Genomic DNA, 20,146 nt, shown 5'->3' on the forward strand with positions numbered 1-20,146 from the left:
TCACCACCGGCGTCGCATGGACCTAGATAGCTAGATACCTATCTAGCTCCTCAGAAATCGGGTGGTGTCCGAGGCTCGACCTCACTGTGTCAGCGGCCCGGCTTGGATCGTTCGATCTGAGCTCCCTGGCCACGGCTGCCGCGTGTCGAGGGGACGCGTGTGCGCTTCGTGGGTTCCGCGCCGCGGGCGGGAGTGGCGAAGGATGCGTCGACGGTCATGCGGGCGTTCACCTGCTCCTCCGGGACGTTCTGCGCCTGCATCGTCGCTGCCGTGTGCGCGCGGCGCTCGGCGCTGTCGTACGCAAGTTCCCCTTCGGATCGAGCCGCGACTGCACGCCCCTCATCAGTCGACACCGGAACGTCGTCCGGGTCGCGCGAAGCACTGCTGTCGTCGCGGTAGAGGGCGACCTGGGCCCTGGCGTCCTCAGCGAGGCTACGCAGCTCCTCCGAGCTCTGCGTGGGCGTGCCACCCGCATCCGCGTCGCGGTCGTACTGAGCGGCCTGCTGCTCGAGCGCGTCGGCACGTCGTGCGGAGTCGATAGGGATCTCGGACGACGCGACCGAAGAGGAGTCGTCGTTGGCGCGGTCGAGGCGGTCGGCTTCCGCGATCATCACCTGGGCCTCGGTGACGTCGCGCCGGGATTGTGCCCGCTCGGCGTCCGCCGCGGCGACGGTAGGGCCGCCGGCCTGGTCGGTGCGCCACTCCTGCACGAGGGCCGCGCGGGCGGCTTCAGCCACCGCCGGGTCCGCCGGCTGCACGCGGCCATGGTCGTCAAAGGCGACGGCAGTCTCGACGCGGTAGTCCTGGTAGCCGACCGGATCGCTGACGCGCTTCCACTCCTCCGCAACACTCAGCTCGAGTGCGGGGACGTCGCCGGCGACCGCCGCGCGGTAGTCCGCGATGAGCGTCCGCTCTGCCGAAGGGTTGGGCTCGCGGATGTCGCCGACGGGCATGGTGAGCCGGTCGTCGTCGTGTCGGTGGTATCCATCGGGCGCGGCAGTGGAGGCCCACTGCTTCGCGAGGTCTAGCTCGGTCGGGGTGTCGCGGGCGATGCCCTGCAGCGTGGCGACGTCGACGCCGTAGCGCTCTGTCGCCTCCGCCGCGATCAGTGAGCTGGCGGACGCGATCTGCGGGTCCGTGTCCTTCCACGCGGTCGCCGTCTCCGCGACGCGGGCGACGTCGCGCACGCTCGCCTGATCCCACCACTGGGGATCGTTGACGACCGACACTGCCTGTCGCGCAGCTGCCCGTTCGCCCTCGTAGCGGGCTGCGAGCTCGCGCGCCTCGATCGCGCTGCGCTGCTGCGCTTCGCGCATCGCTTCCTGATATGCGCGGGCCAGCTTCTCGCCGAGCTGGATCGCGATGGTGAGCGCGATCCGTGCGGACGAGTTGATGGACTCTTCCACGCCTCCGTCGTCGTCAGCCATAGTGATTCCTCCCCTTCACTGGTGTCGGTCTAGCGGTCGTGTCCGTCGCGCTCGCGCGGCTCGGTGCCGCGCTGCGGTGCAGCGGTCGTGGTGACGTTCGGTTCCGCCTTGGTGAGCTTCGTCGGGACGGGGGTCCCGGTCGCGAAGCTCGCCTGCACCGTCTCGCGCGCGCGGCGGGTGTCCTCGGGCAGCGCGTCCCAGGCGTTCTTCTGGATCTGGGCGTTGTAGCCCTCGTGGACCGTCTTCAGTTGGTTTCGGATCGTCCCGGCGAGCTCGCGCGTACGGCGCGCATCGCCGGCGGCGTTGTGGGCGTCCATGATCGCGCGCGTGGTGCGCACGATCTGGCGCAGCAGCATGGCCTCCTCGGCGGCCTTGTTCCGCTTCCCGGCGGTCGCGAGGATCAGCATCGTCGTGCCGGCCATGGACGGCATCCCCGCCGGTCGCGGCGTCGACTCGTGCGCACGTAGATGCGCGGAGCGGGCGAGGATCCGTGATGCTTCAGCGAGCGGCCCGGGTGTCGGCTCGAGGCGCCTTGACCATGCGGCGTAGGCGCCGGATGCTTCGCGGGCTGCGTGTGCCCAGGTCGCGCGATCGGAGGGGTCCACTCGACTGAGGTAGTCGTGCAGCCGTCCCATGTCCTCCGCGTAGGAGGAGTAGAGGTCACTGGAGAGCTCGGTCGCTTCGCGGCCGGGCGCGACGGGCTCGTAGCGCCACGGGTTCTTCGCTGTCGCGCGCCACTCATCGACTGCGGTCTGCGCGGACTGTGGTGAGTCCGGCCAACCTTTCCGCAGCTCCGGGAGAGTGAGATCTCGGGCGAGCTTCCCGCCGCCGTGCCACACCAAGGGCGCGCCCTTCTCGGGACGTAAGGCGACCGAGTAGCCGGCGACGACGTCGTCGCGGCCTGCTGCGTAGCGCGGGCGGATGAGTACGCCGGCCTGGCGCATCCGGCGCACGAACTCCGCCTCGTCCGCGGATGCGGATGCCGACGAGCGGACCGCGCGCTCGAGCCGGTGAGCGTCGACCTCGACGGCGCCGCGGCGCTGCGCGGACTCGCGCGCGCCCGGCTGCACGCCGCGCTCCCCCAGCTCACGCTCGGGGGCGTGCAACGGCTCGAGCCCGTACTCCATCTCCAGCTGCCGACTGACCCTTTGCGAGAGCGCCTTGTCGTAAGCGACGTGCGCTTTCGTCCCGTCGGCTCGCACCGCGGAGACAGCGATGTGGATGTGATCGTTGCCGTTTTTCGAGAGCCCGTGCCGCACGGCGATCCACCGGCAGTCGGCCTTTCCGGAGGACTCGCCGGCGAACCCCATCCGGTCCACGAAATCGGTCGCGATCCGTCCCCACTGCTCATCGGTGAGCTGCCCCTCCTCCGCACGCAGCGAGAGGGAGCAGTGCCAGACGTCAGCGGCGACGCGCTTGCTGCCTGTCTGCTCGCCGGAGTCCTTGTCGAACACCTTCTCCTGGCGGGTCACCTCGACGCCGAAGAAGTTCTTGTACTCGTTCAACTCCGCCGCGATCGCGGCGGCCTCGGCCTGATCGAGGACGCTCTCACCGTGCATCGCCATGATCGCCGGGTCGCCCGCGATCAAGTGCTGCTCGGTGTGCTCGTTCGCGCGCCCCTCCCCTGAGAGGTAGCGCACGAGACCGCCCATGTCCCCGCCGTACGTGACGTTCGGGATCACTGGCCGGCCAGTCGTCGCAGCGTCTCGTTCACCCGCGGCACCAGCGCCCGGTACTCCGCCGCCACCTGCACTGCTTCCTCAGGGAAACGGCCCTCGGTGTTCGCGAAGCGAGCGAGCTGATTCATGTTGCTCGAAAGCCGCCCCATCAGCGTCCGCAGCTGCATCAGCTCCGAACCGACCGACTTCCACTCCACGTCTGACCTCACCTGCGGATCGATCGCCGCCTCGAACATCAACCGCGGCACCGTCACATCCAAAACCTCGGCCCGAGCACGCAACATCGCATCCTCATCCGGGGACACCCGCACGACGTACTTCTTCTCCCGACGCTGCTCCGGCGGAACGTTCGGACGACGCTTCCGACCGAACAACCGGCTCGACTCCGTCATCACATCCCCGTCCTTCGGCCCAGCGCAGCGAACCCGCCAACCAGCGGGGACCATACGACCAGTATGCGTACCAGCCCAGCCCAGCGCCAGGACTGTAAGCAAGTTAGGGCACCTAAGTTGACAGCTTGCTCTGCAAACGGTTCTTTGTAGAGCGCAGCTCGAGTGCAACTCGGGGTCCGAAGGACACCCGAGCGTCTCGGCTGGCGAAGCCGAAGCCGAAACGCTGATTCCGCGCCTTCCGGATGACGGTGGCGGCGGCTAGCCTTTCCGCATGAGCGACCACACGAGGAACCCTGACGACGCCGCCGACACCGCCCGCCGACTGCTCGAACAGAGCGTCGAGAAGCGCGTCGAAGCGGTCCGCACGATCGTCTCCGCAGCCAACGACACCGACACCGCACGCGCCGCCCTCAGCGACGCGCAGAACCGGCACAGCAAGGCATGGGCGGACGCCCTCGCCGCCGGATGGTCGGAGAAGGAACTCCGCGCAGCAGGAGTGCCGCGACCCGAGCAGACTCGCGCCCGCGTCACCCGCTCGCGACGCACGACCTCGGCAGAGGGAACCACCACTGAGTCAACCGAGAGCGACAGCTCCGCGTCCATCGAGAACGCTGCATGACTGACGCCGACTCCGCCGCGCTCCACGGTCAAGTCCGCGCCTGGGCGGACGGGTCCAACCCGCTCACGGCCGCCGTCGAACTGCTGATCCGGTCGGGCCTCGTGTACGCCGGCGCTCCGTGGGTGAAGACCGACAACGCCTGGAAGACGAGCGCGGTCGACTTCGACCGCCTCGGCTACGAAATCGGAGCGTTCAGCGGAGGCGAACAGCGCGTCGCGCGGATCGCATCGTCGCTCGGTCAGGGCGTTCCCGTCGACCTCCGCGAAGACGTCTCCGGGCTCGACTTAGAACACGCCCGGCTGGTGCTCGCAGCGATCGCACACGCCGCCGGACTCGGAGAGCCCGGCGCAACGATCCAGACCGTCGACGGAGTAGCGACGATCGTCCCCCATGACGCCCTGGCGTCGTGGCCGAACGAGTAAGTTAATCGCGCACGACGACCGCCCTCGTCGCGTAGGAAGCCCCCGCTCGAGCAGTCATGCTCGCGGGGGCTTCTCCAGTCCAACGACGTGATCGCAGGCTGCGGTCCGGCCGTCCATCCGACGCTTCACTCTTGCCTGCGCCGGCCGACCGTCAAGAGCGCTGCGCGTCCCTCCGGGATGCCCCTTCGGGGCACTCCTGACAGCCACCCGCCTCCGGCATCGCGCCGCTTATCGGATGGATGGCCTCAGAAGATGCTCACCTCAAGAAGCGTTCCGATCAGCCGGCTCCTGCCGGACGCTCACCGGAGCGGTACATCGCGTAGGTGATGACGACAGATGGGAGGGCTAGTGTCAGCAGGGCCAGCCCGGACCCCGCTGGAGGGGGCAGGCCGTTGGCATTCCGCTGGCGGCCTGTCGTCAGTCGATTAGGTTGCAAGCGAGGCTGAAGGCAGTCAGGAACCGCCTGACAGGATGCAGCACGGGCGGTTCGCCCTCTCGGTCTCGGCGCACTTCGAACGCGGTTCACCGCGGATGGAAGCGGGCTGCGAAAATCGGTGAATGCAGCAGATGACTCATGCTTCCGCGACGTTCACGACCACCGACGACGTGTGCACAGCCCTCCTCGCCTTCGTCGGTTCGATCGCCGCCGGCGGACACTCCGAGTCGATCGCTATTCCCGCGCTGCGCGTGGACGGGCAGGTCATGGAAGTACGGATGACGGTGAACGCCAACAGCGCGTTCGTCGTCGTCCCAGTCGATGCCGCCGCGCAAGACGAGCGCGCCCTTCTGGCAGCCTCACAGTCGGTAGTTAGCGAGCTGCGCAAGCGAAGCGCGACCAGCCATCAGGATGCCGAGCGGCGCTGACAGGAGTTGCTCGACCCACTCCCCTGACGCTCACCGTCTCGGCACTTCGTGTCTAAAGTGGCGGTGCGGTTGAGAAGTGGGGACCTCGACGCCGCGCGCGGCAGACCGACGCGGGGTCGTCGGTGTCGCTCTGCTCTCGGCCGCATCACACAGCGCGGCCGAGAGCACCATTCGCCGGCTGCTGCTCAGGGCCGTCAACCCTCCTCCCATGGGCACAGTCGGCACCTATGGTCGGGCATGTACGGAGTGCCGTTCGCTCCGGCCCCAGTGCTCCCGGCTCGGATGCGGCTCGGCCCCCGAGACGGGAGTAGCGGCCCGGCCCCGCGTCGGGGGATGCCGGGTCGGGCCGCTTCCCAGGGGAAGAAGCCGCACCCGAGCGAAACGACACCAGGCGTAACGAGCGGTGGTTATGCTCCGCGCATGAACGACTTCAGCTCCGCCGAGACGGCGACGGTCGAGTACGTCGGGGACCAGTGGCGCCTCACGATCCTTGACGAGACCGGCACGACGTTAGACGAGACCGGGCTTCCGCTTTTCGGCCCCGAGAACTTCTTCGTTCGCGCCAGCTCCGACCAGCCGGCGGGCCTGGATTATGTGGGGCCGTTCTTGAACAAGCGCGGCCTGTACTACACCCAGTGGACCGGTCGCGGTCAAGACGGGTGGAGCACGCAGCTCCACTACTGACGAGTACGTGCTGCACGGACACGCGTCCGGGATGATAAGGACATGTCGCGCAACACGGAGCCGTTGGCCGGTCAGTTGGTCTGGTTCGTCCGCTGGATCCAATCGCGTGACGGCTGGTCACACGAGACCATCAGCGGCACAGTCGAGGAGCGCACCGACACGTGCTGGCGGGTCTGGGTGAACGAGGAGCTGCGCGAACTGCCCTCACACGAGTGGTCCCCCTGCAAGCCGTGACGCTGACGGTCGTCCACGCTCCGCTGTAGTCAGTGGCGGATCGCGGAAGCGTGCCAGCCTTCGTCCTGAACCCAGCGGAAACCGATCCAGCAGGTCTGCTGCTCCGACGCATTGGCGGCCGCGTCCAGAGCGACCCGGAACGTGCCGGGTGTCGCGCCGTCGATGATCGTGACCTCGGCATCGCGGCCCGCGAGAGCCCCGCAGGCATCGCGCACGCCTGCGCTGTCCGACTCGGTGTTCGCGGGAAGAAGCTTCGCGATCGCCGGGCCCTCGTCTAACACCGGCACGAGCTCGTACACCAGCTCCTGGCCACTCCCCGCCGGCGGCACCGCCCCCGGAGCCGAGTCACCTAACGACCCGACCGCAAACAGGAAGACAGCGACGACGCCGGCCAGTACCGACGTCAGCAGAACGAGTAGGACCACGGTGACGCCACGATGGGGCCGCGGCGATGAAGGAAGATCCTCCGCCTCGTCGTACGCACCCACCGCTTCCCCTTTTCGCCGACAGGTTCTCTCGACCCCGGCTCACCAGAGATACCAGAGGTGAACAACCACCCATTACGCACTGTCCCCATCGCCCTCCTCCGTTGGCTGGTGATTGGCTAATCACTCAGCGACCGATGTGTATGATTCCGCATGGATCGACCGGGGACCTGGACCGTCGATCCTTGGTTTGTGCCGCGAGAGCGCCAAGCCCGCCGGCGGGGGTGCGCCGACCCGAACGGCGCGCCCTCAGCCGCGCCACAATGCAGGGATAACCTCGCCGTCGCTCACACTCGCCGGCACGAACGATGGTCGACCGACTCGACCTTCATCGGGAAAGCAACAGAGCATGGGCTACCTCCACTACGGCACCGAATCATTCCCGTTCGACGACCGTCTGCTCCTCCACCTCCAGGTCGTCGTCGGTCTGAAGCTACGACGCCATGAGGCGTTCTTCGTGTCCTGGCGCCCCGGAGCCCAGACCGGCGAGGGCCGGCACGCGATCTGGATCGACAACGGCGTCCCCATCCACTTCAACTACTCCGGCGGCCGCCCCCCGACACTGAACCGCGAGTGGATCGAACAGCTCGTCACCTCCGCGAACAGCTCGGGCGGACTGAACCTCGCAGACGACCGCAACGCGGAGCCCCCCAGCGCCTAACGCGCGTGGCACGTCTGAACGCGATCGGCGCCGCACCCCTGGCCGAACCAGCCGATTGAACGACACTGTCCACTCAAGAGACAAACGCACCAACGGCGGATCAGGTTTTGGCCGCTCGGTCTCGCACACCCCTGACGAGACCTCACTCCGCCCTACACGATCCGTTGATCCCCGAGTAGTTGCGGCGGCAGCGTCGAAGCGCCGTTATCGTGTGCTCAGGCCGTACCCGAACGGCCTCTACGACCGGAAAGACCGCGGAACATGGGCCACCTTCACTACGGCAGCGAGTCGTTCTCCCTCGAGGACCGGACCCTGTTCCACCTCCAGGTGGTGACCGGAGTGAAGCTGCGGCGCAGCGAGCCGTTCTTCGTCTGCTGGCGCCCCGGCCACGACACGGGCGAGGGTCGGCATGCGATCTGGATCGACAACGGCGTGCCCATCCACTTCGAGTACGCCGGCGCCCGCACCCCGAGCGTCAACCGGGACTGGATCGAGCACCTGGTCAACGCCGCGAACAGTGCCGGCGGACTGAACCTCGCCGACGAGCGCAACGCCGAACCCGCCCGCCCCTGACTCGCGCGTGGCACGCGGCCCCCTCTCCGAGCAAGGCCCTGCCCGGCGACACCCGCACGCACGTAGCGTCGACGTGAGCGGCGAAGCGAAGGGGGACTCATGCGACTACTCGACCTGACGATCGGCACCCGGCACTTCTACCTCCCCGAGGAAACAGATCTCGCGGAGCTCGAACACGACATCGAGGAAGCCGCACGCACGGGCGGCGGCATGATCGGTGTCCCCGTCCAGCACCAGCGGTCCGTCTCCGCGCTCATCACCCCAGGAATGACCGTGTTCATCGAACAGGTCGACCTCACGGACGACAACAACGAGAAGGACGCCGACCTGGATTCCTCGCTGGACGTCGACCTCCACGGCATGTTCTCCGAATGGAATACCTGACGCACTCAGCTTTTTGCAGCCGCAGACGCGAACGGCAGACCATCGTTATGCTTCACCGTCTAGTTGAGGTACACCCCAACGCAACACCAGTGTCACCCAGCGACGCGCGTAGCAGTAGGGTCACTTCTCCACCTTTCGCTACACATCTGTATCAGGGTCTAGGAGTGACGCAACGAACGCAGACCGTCGGCTACGTCCGAGTCAGCACCACCGACCAGAACCTCGATCGGCAGATCGAGGCGATCGGCGCCGTCGACCGGATCTTCGAAGAGAAGGTCTCCGGCGCCACCCGCACCGACCGGCCTGCTCTCGCGGACTGCATCCGCTACGTCCGAGACGGCGACCTCGTCCGAGTCGCGTCGATGGATCGCCTCGCGCGCTCGTTGCGAGATCTTCGCGACGTCGTCGACGAGATCGTCGCGAAGGGCGCCTCCGTCGAGTTCATCAAGGAGCAGCAGACCTACGGACCCGGCGGCGACGACGCACTCGGACAGCTGATGCTGCACCTACTCGGCGCGTTCGCCGAATTCGAGCGCTCCCTCATCCGAGAACGGCAAGCCGAGGGCATCCGCATCGCGAAGGCCGCCGGGAAGTACACAGGCCGGCAACGTCGACTCGACGATGACCAGGTCGCTGCAGCTCGAGCGGACATCGCCACCGGCATCCCGAAGGCAGCAGTAGCACGCAACCTCGGCGTCGACCGCACCACCCTCTACCGAGCGCTGGCACTCCCCCAACCCGACGAGCTCGCCGAGACCGAGATCTAGAGCGGCGTCAGAATGCCTGCTTGTCGAACCCCTCCGGAGCCGTGTTCATCGGATCCGCCCACTGCAGGCCGGCGGCGACCGCGCGGGCCAAGCTCTCAAGGCCGGTGCCGAAGTAGCAGTACCCGTGGGTCGTCTCGATCTGCTGGTTCGGCGGCATCACCACGAGGCGCCAGTTGAACAGCATCTTCCACACCTCGACCGTGAAGGTCTCCGTCTCCTGCAGCCGGAAGCCGTTCTCCGTCCGCGCGATCCGCTCCCCCGCGACGTCGGCCTCGGAACGCAGCTGCTGCTCGAGGTCGTCGAGCACCTCGGCTCGGGTGCGCAGCATCGCCTTCTGATCCACCGTCCCAGTGTCCCGATAGGCGCCCCGTCACCGGGCATTTCATCGGGCGGGTCTTACGGGACACTGCCGCCCGCGCCGAAGCGCGGCGCATCCCGCTCGGCGAACTGATGCGGTGAGCGACCCCCTAACGGACGCCCGCTGAACCCCTGCTTCCGATGGAGCACCAACCCTTAACGGGGAGTCGTTAGAGCTTCTAGCGGATGCCTAGGCTGTGCGCGGCTCGATCGGTGATCCCTGTCTGCCGATCGTCCAGAGCTCATCGGCGAGTTCGGCCAGGTGCTGGCGAGGGACGCACCGACCCAAAAGAAGCGCCCCTTGCCAATGACCTCCTACAACACCGCACGGGCTTTCAGTCGGCGCGGGCGGGCGGCGTGGTGCAACGCTCCGACAGGTCGGAGTAGATGAGTCCGTCGGGGAGGTCGGCGCGGAACGCTTCCCGAGTGTCGTCGTCGTTGAGCACGGACCAGTGGACCTCGTCCTGCACCTCGGGCTCGAACTTGTCCCACTCGAACCAGTTGATCATCCTGATGCTCGGGAACCTCGTCGCGACGTCCTCCGAGAGGACCTGCCGCCACCACGCCTGCTTGATCGCGAGCTCCCCCGCCGGATCGCCTCGCGGCACGACGAGAGCGGCCGTCTCCGGGATCGCGACGGGCTTCCCGTGCTCGACCCCGTACGTCTGATAAAAGTCCGGAGCCGCCGTCTCGTCGCCCGCCGCCCCGCTGTACGTGCCGGTCAGCTGCGCGGCGAACTTGCCCGGCTCGGGCAGCTCGTTCTCGCCCCACGGATACGCGGAGCCCCAGTGGTAGAGCGACATGCCCACCCAATCGACGGCGTCGTCGCCCGGGTAGTACGGCGCATAGGGATCGTCGTCGAGGGTGAGGACCCCGTCGCCGGTCGTGTCGAGCAGGGCGAAGTCCGCCGTTCCCGGCAGCGCGGTGAAGGCGCCACCCGCGAAGGGGTACCCCTCGGCGCTGTTGGGCGCCCACATCATCGCCGTTCCCGGAGCGCCCGCGTGAACAGCATCGGCGACGCGGCGGAAGGTCTCGACGTAGGCGGCGGGCTGCTGCCCCCACGCGTACCAGGAGCCGTTCATCTCGTGAGCGAACCGCACGATCACCGGCACGCCCTGCTCGTTCACCGACGCGGCGAGCTGCGCGATGTCCGTCGCGACGTTATCTGTGACAGCGGCGAGCCCCTCGATCGTCTCCAGGGTGAGCAGGAGCGTCCCTCCGTTCACGCGCAGCTGCTCCGTGGCGGCGTACACCTCGTCGCGCTCTCCGTCTGTCAACGGCAGGTCTGCGAACGCGACCGCGACGGAGGGCCGCTCACCCAGTGCGGTGCTGTACTCCTTAAGCGACTCCACGCCCCAGTCCAGATTCACGCCGAACAAGGTGCCCTCGGCGGGCACGATGTCGGCCGCGGGACGGACGATGCAAGTCGCAATCTCGCCTGCGGCGGATGTCGAGCAGCCGGCAAGAGCGGAAGCGGCAGCCGCGAACGCGAGCGAGGAGAGCAGGCGTCGTTTGGGCATGCCTCACGGTAGCCGAGCGGCGAACTCCTGACGGAAGCGCAGGCCGCACCGAATCAGCGTCTCGGATACGGATCCCCATACGGTACGACGATCGATCGACACTCCGACCAGCGCGCCCGAGCGCGAATTGCACGTCAGAGGCCGCGAGTATCAACGATCTGATGACGTTCGCGGTACTCACGATGCAGGCGGCGGCGGGCAGTGGTTCACTGGCCCGCATGGTGCAGGGACGGCAAGGACGAGTGGCATCCATCCTCGTCGCTGCCGCCATCGCGCTCAGCGCCGGCGGCTGCACCGGTATCACGTCGAGCTCGGCCGGATCCTGTGCCGTCAAGGTCATCGAACTCCAGGAGTCATCGCTGCACCCCGGCGGAGCCGTCCACCTCAGCGCCGACTTCATCTGGGAGACCTGCGAGGACACCGGAGGCACGAGCCGCGCCGCCTCAGACGTCACGGTCACCATCACTCCCTCCGCGAGCGGCGAGGAGATACTGCTCGGGCGCCCGATACCGAAGGGCGAGAGGTCGACGGTCGACGCGTCCTTCGACCTTCCTGCTGATCTACCTACCGGCCCTGCCGTGCTTGCCCTGCACACGCAGAGCAGGGACCCGATCGACGTGCAACTACCGATCGAGATCAAGCGATGAGTTCCCCTGGTCATCTGCGTGCGCAGCGGATCGTGTGGGGGTCGTTTCTTCTCCTGGTGGGGCTGCTCTTCGGCGCAGGACAGGTCTGGGTGAGCCAGTACCAGGGAGCGACCTATAAGTGCATGGTGGATGGGCCTTTCTCGCCGGACGCGGAGGTCTCCGAACGTTCCGGCATCGTGGAGGGTTCCGCGGCGCTGTGGCCGCTAGGTCGCGCGTGCGAGTGGGCGCGCGCCGATGGTGAAGGGACCGTCACGACCTACTCCGGGCGCTGGACACTCACGCTCGCTGCTCTGGGCCTGACACTCGGCGGGCTCGCACTCGCCGTCACGCCAACAAAGCGGCGAGGACAACCCGACCCACACTCATCTCACTGATCGATCCGCTTACGGGACGAACCAGCTTGCCCCGCGGGAGCCGACACGAGTGGTGAGCCGTCAGGGCGTGCTATACGACTCACGCACGGTCAGGAACCACGCCGTGTCGCGATCCGCGTCAGTTGTCGCCACGCCAACGAGGTCGATCGGGTCGGTGCCGAGGGAGGCCGGATCGATGTCAAGCGGACCTTCGCCGCAGTCCACCGTCCGGACAGTGGTCTTGCCGGTCACGACCGTGCCGGTCGTGGAGTCGGAGTCGAGCTGCAGTTCGACCGTGCCACCCCCGAAGCATTCGAAGGTGATGGCGCCGGGCAGCACCGGTTGGTCGAAGGCGGTTTCCAGCCGATCCCCTTCCTGCCCCGCGCTCGAACCGGACGACAGCACAGCGAGGAAGGGACCTCCCGCGTCGATGTCGGCCTGACGGTCCGAGCGCCACTGGGTGAGCTGCGCGCGATCAACGGGCTCCGGCGCGCACGCGGTCATGGTGCCCACGACGGCCAGCAGGAGTGTGAGTGCAACAGAACGACGACTCATCTGCCCACCCTAGGTCCGGCCGGATTAGATCGAGCGAGTCCCGTCGTCCGGTCTGGCGGAGAGTGTCGCGCCGAGCGATCCTTCATCGGAACGGTCGGGATCCGTCAGGCGAAAAGACCGACGGTGGTCCCGACAAGGGCTCCGCCGGTGAGGTGATATCCGCCGGTGATCGCGCCGAACAGGTAGGGGTGCGGCGTGTGTGGCGTGAGGGCGTTCGTCAGAGAGGCCGTTGCGGCAGCGAGGCCTACCGCCGCCCCGGTGAGCAGCCCAGGGACGGCTCCTGCACCTTCGGGGAGGAGGACGGTGATGATGACCGCTGTGATGAGTGCGCCGGCGAGTGGAAGGAGGTAGTAGCCGAGGGGGAATCGTCCGCCGACGCTTGATCTGTCGTGCCCAATGGACCGGTCCCAGGCTCGGCCGAACAGGGGGGTGAACCAGGCCGCGCCGAGGACGTAGTAGAGCAGACCGGCAATTGCGGTCACCCACCACGAGTTCATCGAGACTTGGTGGAGCGCATCGCGGACTTCTTCGTGATGTCCGGCCGCTCCACAAGCTCGTCGTAGAGCGGGGTGCCGACGGCGACCAATGCCACCCGGGCGTGCTCGTCATGATGGAACCCCCACCCGTACCTCTTCGCGAGGGGCGACGCGCGCAGGCACGCCTGATCCTTGGCGAAGAACTTCTCGCGCTCGGACTCGCGGTCCTCCTCCGGAGTTCCGGCTCGGGCGGCATGCACCTCGAACAGCACGTCGTCCGAGGTCAGCTCGTAGGGCCTCGCACTCAGAAGGGCGTACTGGAGCGACGCTGCGGTCGGCGTCCGGGCCGTCGGGGGGACCGTGCCACCGCTCGTGGTGGAGTCCGGCGCGACAGTGATGAAGGTGCAGGTGTAGTTCGTCGTCACACGTCCAGCCTCCGAGCACGACAGACGCGGGTCTTGCAGAATTGCGCCAATGCCTGGAGAGCGTGCGAAGAAGGTGGCCGCAGTCGAACGGTCCGGGATCTTGCATCCCTCGAACGTCGACCGCTTCTCAGCGCGCTGGATCGCGCCCGCCGAGGACCTGCGCGACGTCATCGACACCTACTGGACGGCAGAGTGGCACCTCCCGGACGGAGAGGCGATCGACCAGCGCATCATCGACCATCCCTCGATCACCTTGAGCATCGAGCGCGGCCAAGTCCTCGCGCCCTTCGTGGTCTCCTCCGTCCGAGCGAAAGCGTGGCGGCGCACGATCACCGGGACAGGAGACGTGTTCGCCCTACGGCTGCGCCCTGCAGGAGTTGCGGTCTTGACCGACCTCGACCCCACCGCCCTATCAGGAGAGAGGGCTCTGACCAGCGGCGACCATCGAGCCCGTCGCCTCCTCGAGGCCATCGGCGAGACGTCTGATACCGCCCTCCGCACCGTACGCGCCGACGAACTGATCCGGGAGCGCTTTCTCCAGCGACCTCTCACGCGGCAGCAGCGACTTGCGAACGCGGCGATCGACCTACTGACCGCTCGCCCTCAGGTCAGGCCCTTAGAAGAGACGGTCGCCGCGCTCCAGACCAGTTCCCGCACTTTGCATCGAGCCCTCGCACGCACTGTCGGCAGAGGACCGGCCGAGATCGCACGACGTATCCGATTGCAGGAAGTAGTTCGCCGTCTCTCCTCCGAGGACGCCAGTATCAGCGAGGTCGCCGCAGAGCTCGGCTACACCGATCAAGCACACCTCACCAACGAGTTCCGCACAGTCACCGGAATGACCCCCGGCGGCTACCTCGGCAAGAAGATGTGAGCACGGGTGACCGATCACCCCTCGGCTATCGGGGCGCTCTGGGGTGAAGAGCGGCGGTCGGCCTCGGACCGCGATCGAGACCTTGTCCTCCACTCTCGACGCGGAGCAGGATCGGGGCATGACTGATGAGCATGAGGCGCTGGCCGTCTTCCTCGGAGACTGGAGCGCCACGGGAACTGCCTACGGCGCCGATCTCACCGGCGCCGAGTGGCGCAGCGTGCACTCGGCCCGCTGGCACTCGGGCGAGCAGTTCGTCGTCCAGGACGAACGAGCGAACGGTCCGTTCGACACCCTGAGCTTCCTCGGCTGGGACGCGGAGCGCGGCACATACTTCTCGTGGAGCATCGAGAACCACGGATTCGCTCGCGAATACCTGGTGACCCGCGACGGGGCGACCTGGGCCTTCATAGGGGCCACCGAGCGCGCCACGATCACGTTCAGCGATGACGGTCGCACCCAGACGCACCACTGGGAGTTCACGCCGAACGGCGAGTGGATCACCCTCTGCGATCGAGTCGCCACCCGCGTCGACTGATCACCCGGCGGAACGTGTCAGGACGCTCGGGCGATCTTGAGCAGCAGCCGGTTCAGCTCGGCGCTCTCGGTGTCGGTGAGCGCGGCGTCGCTGAGGTCGTTGGCGGCCAGGGCGATCCTCCACGCCTCCTGGAGGACGAGCCGGCCCTCGGTGGTCATCGTAACGGGGTTGCGATGACCCCGGGCGCGGGTTCCGCTCCGGCGGATCAGACCGCGCTCCTCGAGGCCGTCGAGGAGCGGAGCGACGCTCTGCGGCCGGAGCAGCACGGCGCGCGCGATCTCGGCCGACGTCATCTCGTCCTCCTGCTCCAGGAAGGCGAGCACGCCGAACTGGATGGGATTGAGGCGGAGTCCGGACAGCCTGTCGGCGAGGCGGTTGCCGACGAAGCGGGCCACGCGCACCACATTCCAGGTCAGGACGTCGTCGAGGTCGTTCCAACCCTCGGATGCCGCTCGAGGTCCCATGCACTCATCCTTCCATCGGGGTAGCCACCGCTGTACCGTGGAGATACAGACTTCTGTTACTCGACGAGGAGACCATCATGACCGACACCGCATCCGCCGACCAGCACCACATCGCCGACCTGGTGAAGCACGCGAAGGTGGCCATGCTCACCACCATGACCGAGGACGGCCGCCACGTCAGCCGTCCCATGGCGCTGCAGGAGGCCGAGTTCGACGGCGACCTGTGGTTCTTCGCCTACGACGACTCCGCCAAGGCCGAGCAGATCGCCGCCCACCCGGAGGTGAACGTGTCCTTCTCCGACACCGGCGCCCACTCCTGGACCTCGCTCGCGGGTCGCGCCGAGATCGTCCACGACCGTCAGAAGGCCGAGCAGCTGTGGGCGAAGCCTCTGCAGGCGTGGTTCCCCGACGGCCTGGAGACTCCGGGGCTCGCGCTCATCAAGGTCTCAGCGGACACCGCCGAGTACTGGGAGGGCCCCTCCAGCACCGTCGCGTACATCGCGCAGACCGTCCGGGCCGCCGTGACCCGGAACCCGGACCGCGACCCGATCGACAACGACACCGTGCAGCTGTGACCGCGGACGCAGCGCCCTCGCCGTCGACTGCGCCGCCGGCGCACGAGCGCCTACTGGTCCTCGGAGCGAACGGACCGACGGGCCGTCAGGTCGTGCGTCTGGCGCTCGCACGAGGGCACCGCGTCTCCGCGCTCACCCGGCACCCGGAGGCGTTCCCGGTCCGGCACGCCCGCCTCGAGGTGATCGCCGGAGACGCCACGGACGCGGCCGTCGTCCAGCACGCCGTCGGCGGAGCCGATGCCGTGATCAGCGTCATCGGTGCCTCCTTCACCCGGAAGCCGGTCGAGGTCTACTCCGCGAGCGCAGCTCTGGTCGTCTCCGCGATGACCGAGCACAGCAAGGGCCGGCTGATCGTCGTCACCTCGGCCGGAGTGCACCCGTCGCATCAGCAGCAGGGGCTCGCTCAGAGAGCCGCGTTCACGCTGATGCGACGCACCCTCGGCCGCACCGTCTACGACGACATGGTCCGCATGGAGGCGATCGTGTCCGCAACCGACCTGGACTGGACGATCGTGCGACCACCCGGCCTGACCGACGAGCCCGGCCGCGGCTACCAGGTGGCCCGGGACGAGATCCAGGGCCGCCTCTGCGCCCGCGAGGATCTCGCCCGCATGCTCCTCGACCAGCTCACCGACACCCGGTACCACCAGGGCATCGCCGCCGTCACCACCCCCGGCCTCACGGTCGGCGCACTACGGATGATCCGACGCGAGGTCCTCAAGCGCTAGGCGGGCGACGCAGCCGATCGGCGCGTCAAGGAGCCGCCTTCCCCTCGAGGAGGAGGGTAGTGATGGTCTGACGGGGACCAGCTGCTCAGAGGTCATCGTGTTTCACGCCGCGTGAGCGGACCGCGAGCGAAATCGAGCCGGTATTTCGTGGGTCATGGGGCGTCGTCCGTGGGATTGTGGATGGACATGAAAGAGGACGCTGACAGCTTCGTGCGCTCCGAGATTGCCGGCAGCGACATCGATGATGCGCTCGCGCTACTCCAGGGTGAGTACAACGGTGGCGGATTCGCTGCCGCCCCGACCGGTGACGACTTCTCCTACCGTTACACGTCGGTCGGCGATGACGAGCTGACCTTGCGCGGCAATCTTTTCCGCGGGTCTCTCCGCGGCACGGTGCGGACCGAGGGCGAGTACATCGTCTCGTGGATCACCGCAGGAGCCGGCGTCCTCGACGTCGCCGGTGACGCCATCCGTTTGGAGTATGGCCAGCCTTCGATGTTCGTCAACGGCCGGCCGTCCGAGTTCGACTTCGCCGACCATCGACAGAATCTGATGCACTTCAACGGCACGTTCCTCGAGCGGATCGCTGCCGAGCACGAGGGCTCGAGCGGCTCGCTGCTCTTCGACACCCGCGCCCGCCCGTCTGGCGAGGCACTGCGGAAGTGGGCCGAAACAGTCAGCACTGTCGCCCGCGTGATCCAGGACCCCAGCAGCTCGGCTCTTCTGCGCAGCGAGGCCAACCGATCCGCCGCGATCGCCCTGCTGGACACGTTCCCGCACGTCGGTCTCCGCCTGGTCACACCGATCCCGCCCCCCTCGGGCCATCGGCTGCGCACCGCGATCGAGTACCTGCACGCGCACGCCCACTTGCCCGTGCACCTCGACGAGGTCGCCGCAGCCGCGGGACTCAGCCTCCGTGGACTCCAGAGCGCGTTCCGCCGAGAGCTCGACGTCACTCCGCTGGAGTATCTCCGCCGCATCCGGCTGGACCGTGTGCGCACCGAGTTGCGCCTCTACGACGCCGGGACCGTGACGGTCGCCGACGTCGCGCGCCGGTGGGGCTTCACTCACCTCGGCCGCTTCTCCGCCTCCTACGAGCAGCGTTTCGGTGAATACCCCAGAAGCACCCTGCACACCGAATGACCTCAGCACCCCCGCACGCCGTGCGTCCGTTCCAGGTGCGAAGACCTCAACATCGTGCAGCGAGGGGCCGTCCAGGCCTCGGGATGCGGGGTACCCGCTGTGTCGCCTCCCTCCAGCCGCGTGGTCGACGAGGGAGAAAATGTCTGGTGCTGATCAGAGTCATGCACTGACCAGGCACGTCCTGGGCCTCGGTGACATTCGCTGAAGTCCTGGGCGATGTCCGCCAGCCGAAGTCCCCTGAGTGGGGGTGTCGCGGGCCGCGTCCATGAAGAGGCGGTGCAGGAGCGCTCTGTCACGATGACGTAGTGCTCATTGACTGGTCGGGGCAGCGGTGACCGACGACGACGTCGCGGAGCTGCGCGCTCTCATCTCCCGTGTCGCGGAGGGCGATCAGCGCGCTTTCGCGCGGTTCTACGACCTCACGGTCCGGGACGTGTTCACGGTCGCCCTGTCCGTTCTGCGCGAGCGCTCTCTTGCGCAGGAAGTGACACAGGAGGTCTACCTCGAGGTGTGGATTCAGGCGCGCCGCCTGGATCCTGATCGAGCTCCGCATCACCTGCTGCGGCAGATGGCGAAGCGGCGCGCGATCGATCGCGTTCGTTCCGTGCAGTCCGATCGCGTACGTGATCACGAGTACGCCCTGCGGAGCCAGGAGTCGCCGTACGACCAGCCGGCGGAGTACGGCGAGATCCGCTTGTCGTACGTTCCGGTCGCCGACGCGATCCGGCTACTCCCCCGCATCCATCACGACGTCCTCTTCCTCGCCTACGTCCGCGGGTACAGCCACACCCAGATCGCTGAAGAACTGCAGATCCCCCTCGGCACGGTCAAGTCCCGCCTGCGCGATACCCTCCACCGGCTGCGCAGTCAGAACCCGAGCCACCCGGACATCCGCTAAAGAACCAACGCGAAGCGCCTCTTAGCGGCGACGGGGGTCAGTGCGCGGGATCCTGCTGGTGCAGGTCGTCGGCGATACGGGTGAACGCTGCTACCGCTCTTGTGTTGCTGAGTCGTCCGCGATCGACAGCTCGAGCGATATGGCGCACCTCGCGTGAGCGGTGCCGAAGCGCAGCGGCGTCCAGGTGCGACGCCCGGATCGCGTTCGAAGCGCGCACTCGGGCGATGATCGTGGCGACGTCCCATCGGCGACTGGTGAAAACCATGCAATCCCTTTCTGGTCACAGGTGCTTCGGAGCCGGCAGCCCGTCCCGATTTGTCGGGGATCACCGTAGCTTTCTCTTCCCGCTTCCCGACAACGCCTCCGAAGAGTCCTGATTAGAGTCACGTGATGGCTACTCCCGATGCTCCGGCTGCGGCCGATGGACACCCGCTGCTCGGGTCCGTGCACAAGAACGGCGATCGCCGGTTCGGGATCGCGGGGGCGCGTTCTCAGGCCCTTGCCGATCGCGGCACTCCAATGCTGTCGAGCCTGTACCACTCGACGGTCACCGAGCACGTGCGGGCGGTGAGGGTCGGAGACGATCTGCGCGTGGAATGGAACGGGACCCACTGGTGGGCGTCGTCACCGGCGGGCCTGGTCGGTCGGCTCTCCTGGTCGAAAGGCCTGCGCACCGACGCGACCCACGTCAGCGAGGGGCGAAGCCCATACGACTTCGACTCCGGCACTCTTCACGTGCGAAGCGTCACGGTCGACCAGGAGGGCGCCGTGGTCGACTGCGGCGGCTACGTCATCCCGGACGGCCACGAGCCCTCCGAGTGGTCGGCCTCGACACCGGACGAATCAGAGCGGGAACTGCGCATGACGCTGACTCCTACGCCGCCCGCCGCGGCGGCGGTGGCGCAACCGTCGGCGCCGTGGTCACTCTTTCGACGGCTACTCGGGCGCGATCGCTGACGCAGCGTCTACCTCCTTCTCCTTACCGCCGACAACCCCTTCCCCTCCTTGTGCCAGGAAGGGTGACCATGAGGCCATGCAGCAGCTGACCTACGCCTCGAAGAGCTTGTTCACGACGGATGCGGTGGTGGAAGCGCTCCTGGAGCTCGTGACGGCAATCGGCCGGCGGCAGCAGTCCGAGGCGGTGACGGTTCCTGCGTTCACCGACGACGGACAGCTGATCGAGGCGAGGCTGACGCTCGACGCGGGCAGCGACCTCATAGCCGTCCCCGTCGAGCTCCAGTCGGTCGACGCGGACGAAGCGAGCGTGTCCGAGGCGGCCGTTGCCGACATCCACTCCCGGATCCGCGAGAACGAACGCACTGTCGCTCATCCCGTGATCGACAACGAGCCGCCGTTCCCCTTCTACGACGAGTTCAGCGACTGATATCAAAGCGGATCACCGGCA

General features: G+C 67.5%; 28 protein-coding genes. 18 read left to right on the forward strand and 10 right to left on the reverse strand.

What is annotated here, in order from left to right; all coding sequences use genetic code 11:
- Positions 1-89: 89 nt before the first annotated feature.
- Genes EDF36_RS18865 through EDF36_RS18875 form a run of 3 tightly spaced genes read right to left on the reverse strand, consistent with a single transcriptional unit; the run spans position 90 to position 3,498 of the window.
- Entirely contained in the window at positions 90-1,427 is a 1,338-nt protein-coding gene (locus tag EDF36_RS18865; protein ID WP_123734194.1) for a hypothetical protein, read from the reverse strand.
- A gap of 29 nt (positions 1,428-1,456) precedes the next feature.
- On the reverse strand, positions 1,457-3,079 hold the full coding sequence (locus tag EDF36_RS18870; RefSeq protein WP_148060098.1) for a relaxase/mobilization nuclease domain-containing protein: 1,623 nt from the start codon (positions 3,077-3,079) through the stop codon (positions 1,457-1,459).
- A gap of 26 nt (positions 3,080-3,105) precedes the next feature.
- Complete coding sequence (locus EDF36_RS18875; RefSeq protein ID WP_104292870.1) at positions 3,106-3,498, reverse strand: plasmid mobilization protein; 393 nt, start codon at positions 3,496-3,498, stop codon at positions 3,106-3,108.
- A 271-nt stretch (positions 3,499-3,769) separates the two neighbouring features.
- Between EDF36_RS18875 and EDF36_RS18880 the strand changes: the two genes are divergently transcribed.
- The 5 genes from EDF36_RS18880 to EDF36_RS18900 all read left to right on the forward strand — a co-directional run bounded on the left by EDF36_RS18880 (position 3,770) and on the right by EDF36_RS18900 (position 6,321).
- Entirely contained in the window at positions 3,770-4,117 is a 348-nt protein-coding gene (locus EDF36_RS18880; protein WP_123734196.1) for a hypothetical protein, read from the forward strand.
- A complete protein-coding gene (locus EDF36_RS18885) occupies positions 4,114-4,539 on the forward strand; it encodes a hypothetical protein (protein WP_123734197.1) in 426 nt (141 codons plus the stop codon). Before EDF36_RS18880 ends, EDF36_RS18885 begins: the two co-directional genes overlap by 4 nt.
- A gap of 558 nt (positions 4,540-5,097) precedes the next feature.
- Positions 5,098-5,403 (forward strand): hypothetical protein, encoded by a 306-nt coding sequence (locus EDF36_RS18890; RefSeq protein WP_123734198.1) that lies wholly within the window; start codon positions 5,098-5,100, stop codon positions 5,401-5,403.
- A 420-nt stretch (positions 5,404-5,823) separates the two neighbouring features.
- Positions 5,824-6,087, forward strand: a complete 264-nt coding sequence (locus EDF36_RS18895; RefSeq protein ID WP_123734199.1) for a hypothetical protein — start codon at positions 5,824-5,826, stop codon at positions 6,085-6,087.
- A gap of 42 nt (positions 6,088-6,129) precedes the next feature.
- Positions 6,130-6,321, forward strand: a complete 192-nt coding sequence (locus tag EDF36_RS18900; protein WP_123734200.1) for a hypothetical protein — start codon at positions 6,130-6,132, stop codon at positions 6,319-6,321.
- 29 nt (positions 6,322-6,350) lie between these two features.
- Here the strand turns inward: EDF36_RS18900 and EDF36_RS18905 are convergent, their stop codons facing one another.
- Complete coding sequence (locus tag EDF36_RS18905; protein WP_148060099.1) at positions 6,351-6,809, reverse strand: hypothetical protein; 459 nt, start codon at positions 6,807-6,809, stop codon at positions 6,351-6,353.
- Between the two features lie 346 nt (positions 6,810-7,155).
- Here EDF36_RS18905 and EDF36_RS18910 point away from each other — a divergent pair, with 346 nt between their 5' ends.
- The 4 genes from EDF36_RS18910 to EDF36_RS18925 all read left to right on the forward strand — a co-directional run bounded on the left by EDF36_RS18910 (position 7,156) and on the right by EDF36_RS18925 (position 9,191).
- Complete coding sequence (locus EDF36_RS18910; RefSeq protein WP_123734202.1) at positions 7,156-7,467, forward strand: hypothetical protein; 312 nt, start codon at positions 7,156-7,158, stop codon at positions 7,465-7,467.
- A gap of 261 nt (positions 7,468-7,728) precedes the next feature.
- The gene (locus EDF36_RS18915; protein ID WP_123734203.1) at positions 7,729-8,040 is read left to right on the forward strand and encodes a hypothetical protein; all 312 of its coding nucleotides are present in this window, start codon (positions 7,729-7,731) and stop codon (positions 8,038-8,040) included.
- 99 nt (positions 8,041-8,139) lie between these two features.
- Positions 8,140-8,424, forward strand: a complete 285-nt coding sequence (locus EDF36_RS18920) for a hypothetical protein (RefSeq protein WP_123734204.1) — start codon at positions 8,140-8,142, stop codon at positions 8,422-8,424.
- Between the two features lie 164 nt (positions 8,425-8,588).
- Entirely contained in the window at positions 8,589-9,191 is a 603-nt protein-coding gene (locus tag EDF36_RS18925; protein WP_260300806.1) for a recombinase family protein, read from the forward strand.
- A gap of 7 nt (positions 9,192-9,198) precedes the next feature.
- On the opposite strand, the gene EDF36_RS18930 is transcribed toward EDF36_RS18925, so the two are convergent.
- Together EDF36_RS18930 and EDF36_RS18935 are read right to left on the reverse strand one after the other, a co-directional pair.
- Complete coding sequence (locus EDF36_RS18930) at positions 9,199-9,534, reverse strand: hypothetical protein (RefSeq protein WP_148060100.1); 336 nt, start codon at positions 9,532-9,534, stop codon at positions 9,199-9,201.
- A 349-nt stretch (positions 9,535-9,883) separates the two neighbouring features.
- Positions 9,884-11,068, reverse strand: coding sequence for a glycoside hydrolase family 26 protein (locus tag EDF36_RS18935; RefSeq protein WP_123734207.1), 1,185 nt, complete (start codon positions 11,066-11,068; stop codon positions 9,884-9,886).
- A 161-nt stretch (positions 11,069-11,229) separates the two neighbouring features.
- Between EDF36_RS18935 and EDF36_RS18940 the strand changes: the two genes are divergently transcribed.
- A complete protein-coding gene (locus EDF36_RS18940) occupies positions 11,230-11,715 on the forward strand; it encodes a hypothetical protein (protein ID WP_123734208.1) in 486 nt (161 codons plus the stop codon).
- A 434-nt stretch (positions 11,716-12,149) separates the two neighbouring features.
- Here the strand turns inward: EDF36_RS18940 and EDF36_RS18945 are convergent, their stop codons facing one another.
- From EDF36_RS18945 to EDF36_RS18955, 3 genes are all read right to left on the reverse strand, one after another.
- A complete protein-coding gene (locus EDF36_RS18945) occupies positions 12,150-12,623 on the reverse strand; it encodes a hypothetical protein (RefSeq protein WP_123734209.1) in 474 nt (157 codons plus the stop codon).
- Positions 12,624-12,727: 104 nt separating this feature from the next.
- On the reverse strand, positions 12,728-13,105 hold the full coding sequence (locus EDF36_RS18950; RefSeq protein ID WP_221181696.1) for a DUF1761 domain-containing protein: 378 nt from the start codon (positions 13,103-13,105) through the stop codon (positions 12,728-12,730).
- Between the two features lie 11 nt (positions 13,106-13,116).
- Positions 13,117-13,524 carry a DUF6157 family protein gene (locus tag EDF36_RS18955; RefSeq protein ID WP_185020562.1) on the reverse strand — a complete coding sequence of 136 codons (408 nt, stop codon included), beginning with the start codon at positions 13,522-13,524 and terminating at the stop codon, positions 13,117-13,119.
- A 49-nt stretch (positions 13,525-13,573) separates the two neighbouring features.
- Here EDF36_RS18955 and EDF36_RS18960 point away from each other — a divergent pair, with 49 nt between their 5' ends.
- Together EDF36_RS18960 and EDF36_RS18965 are read left to right on the forward strand one after the other, a co-directional pair.
- Entirely contained in the window at positions 13,574-14,398 is an 825-nt protein-coding gene (locus EDF36_RS18960; RefSeq protein ID WP_123734235.1) for an AraC family transcriptional regulator, read from the forward strand.
- A gap of 118 nt (positions 14,399-14,516) precedes the next feature.
- Positions 14,517-14,933, forward strand: coding sequence for a DUF1579 family protein (locus tag EDF36_RS18965; protein ID WP_123734211.1), 417 nt, complete (start codon positions 14,517-14,519; stop codon positions 14,931-14,933).
- A gap of 17 nt (positions 14,934-14,950) precedes the next feature.
- Here the strand turns inward: EDF36_RS18965 and EDF36_RS18970 are convergent, their stop codons facing one another.
- Positions 14,951-15,397 carry a MarR family winged helix-turn-helix transcriptional regulator gene (locus EDF36_RS18970; protein WP_123734212.1) on the reverse strand — a complete coding sequence of 149 codons (447 nt, stop codon included), beginning with the start codon at positions 15,395-15,397 and terminating at the stop codon, positions 14,951-14,953.
- Between the two features lie 77 nt (positions 15,398-15,474).
- Here EDF36_RS18970 and EDF36_RS18975 point away from each other — a divergent pair, with 77 nt between their 5' ends.
- The 6 genes from EDF36_RS18975 to EDF36_RS19000 all read left to right on the forward strand — a co-directional run bounded on the left by EDF36_RS18975 (position 15,475) and on the right by EDF36_RS19000 (position 20,125).
- The gene (locus EDF36_RS18975; protein ID WP_123734213.1) at positions 15,475-15,972 is read left to right on the forward strand and encodes a pyridoxamine 5'-phosphate oxidase family protein; all 498 of its coding nucleotides are present in this window, start codon (positions 15,475-15,477) and stop codon (positions 15,970-15,972) included.
- On the forward strand, positions 15,969-16,700 hold the full coding sequence (locus EDF36_RS18980; RefSeq protein WP_185020563.1) for an NAD(P)-dependent oxidoreductase: 732 nt from the start codon (positions 15,969-15,971) through the stop codon (positions 16,698-16,700). The genes EDF36_RS18975 and EDF36_RS18980 overlap by 4 nt, the downstream gene beginning before the upstream one ends.
- A gap of 180 nt (positions 16,701-16,880) precedes the next feature.
- On the forward strand, positions 16,881-17,843 hold the full coding sequence (locus EDF36_RS18985) for a helix-turn-helix transcriptional regulator (RefSeq protein ID WP_148060101.1): 963 nt from the start codon (positions 16,881-16,883) through the stop codon (positions 17,841-17,843).
- 331 nt (positions 17,844-18,174) lie between these two features.
- Positions 18,175-18,741 (forward strand): sigma-70 family RNA polymerase sigma factor, encoded by a 567-nt coding sequence (locus EDF36_RS18990; protein WP_185020564.1) that lies wholly within the window; start codon positions 18,175-18,177, stop codon positions 18,739-18,741.
- 390 nt (positions 18,742-19,131) lie between these two features.
- Positions 19,132-19,698: a hypothetical protein gene (locus EDF36_RS18995; RefSeq protein ID WP_148060102.1), complete on the forward strand. Its 567-nt coding sequence runs from the start codon at positions 19,132-19,134 to the stop codon at positions 19,696-19,698.
- 76 nt (positions 19,699-19,774) lie between these two features.
- Positions 19,775-20,125: a hypothetical protein gene (locus EDF36_RS19000; RefSeq protein ID WP_123734218.1), complete on the forward strand. Its 351-nt coding sequence runs from the start codon at positions 19,775-19,777 to the stop codon at positions 20,123-20,125.
- The last annotated feature ends 21 nt before the right edge of the window (positions 20,126-20,146 follow it).

Source organism: Rathayibacter sp. PhB152, assembly GCF_003751395.1.
Lineage (GTDB): Bacteria > Actinomycetota > Actinomycetes > Actinomycetales > Microbacteriaceae > Rathayibacter > Rathayibacter festucae.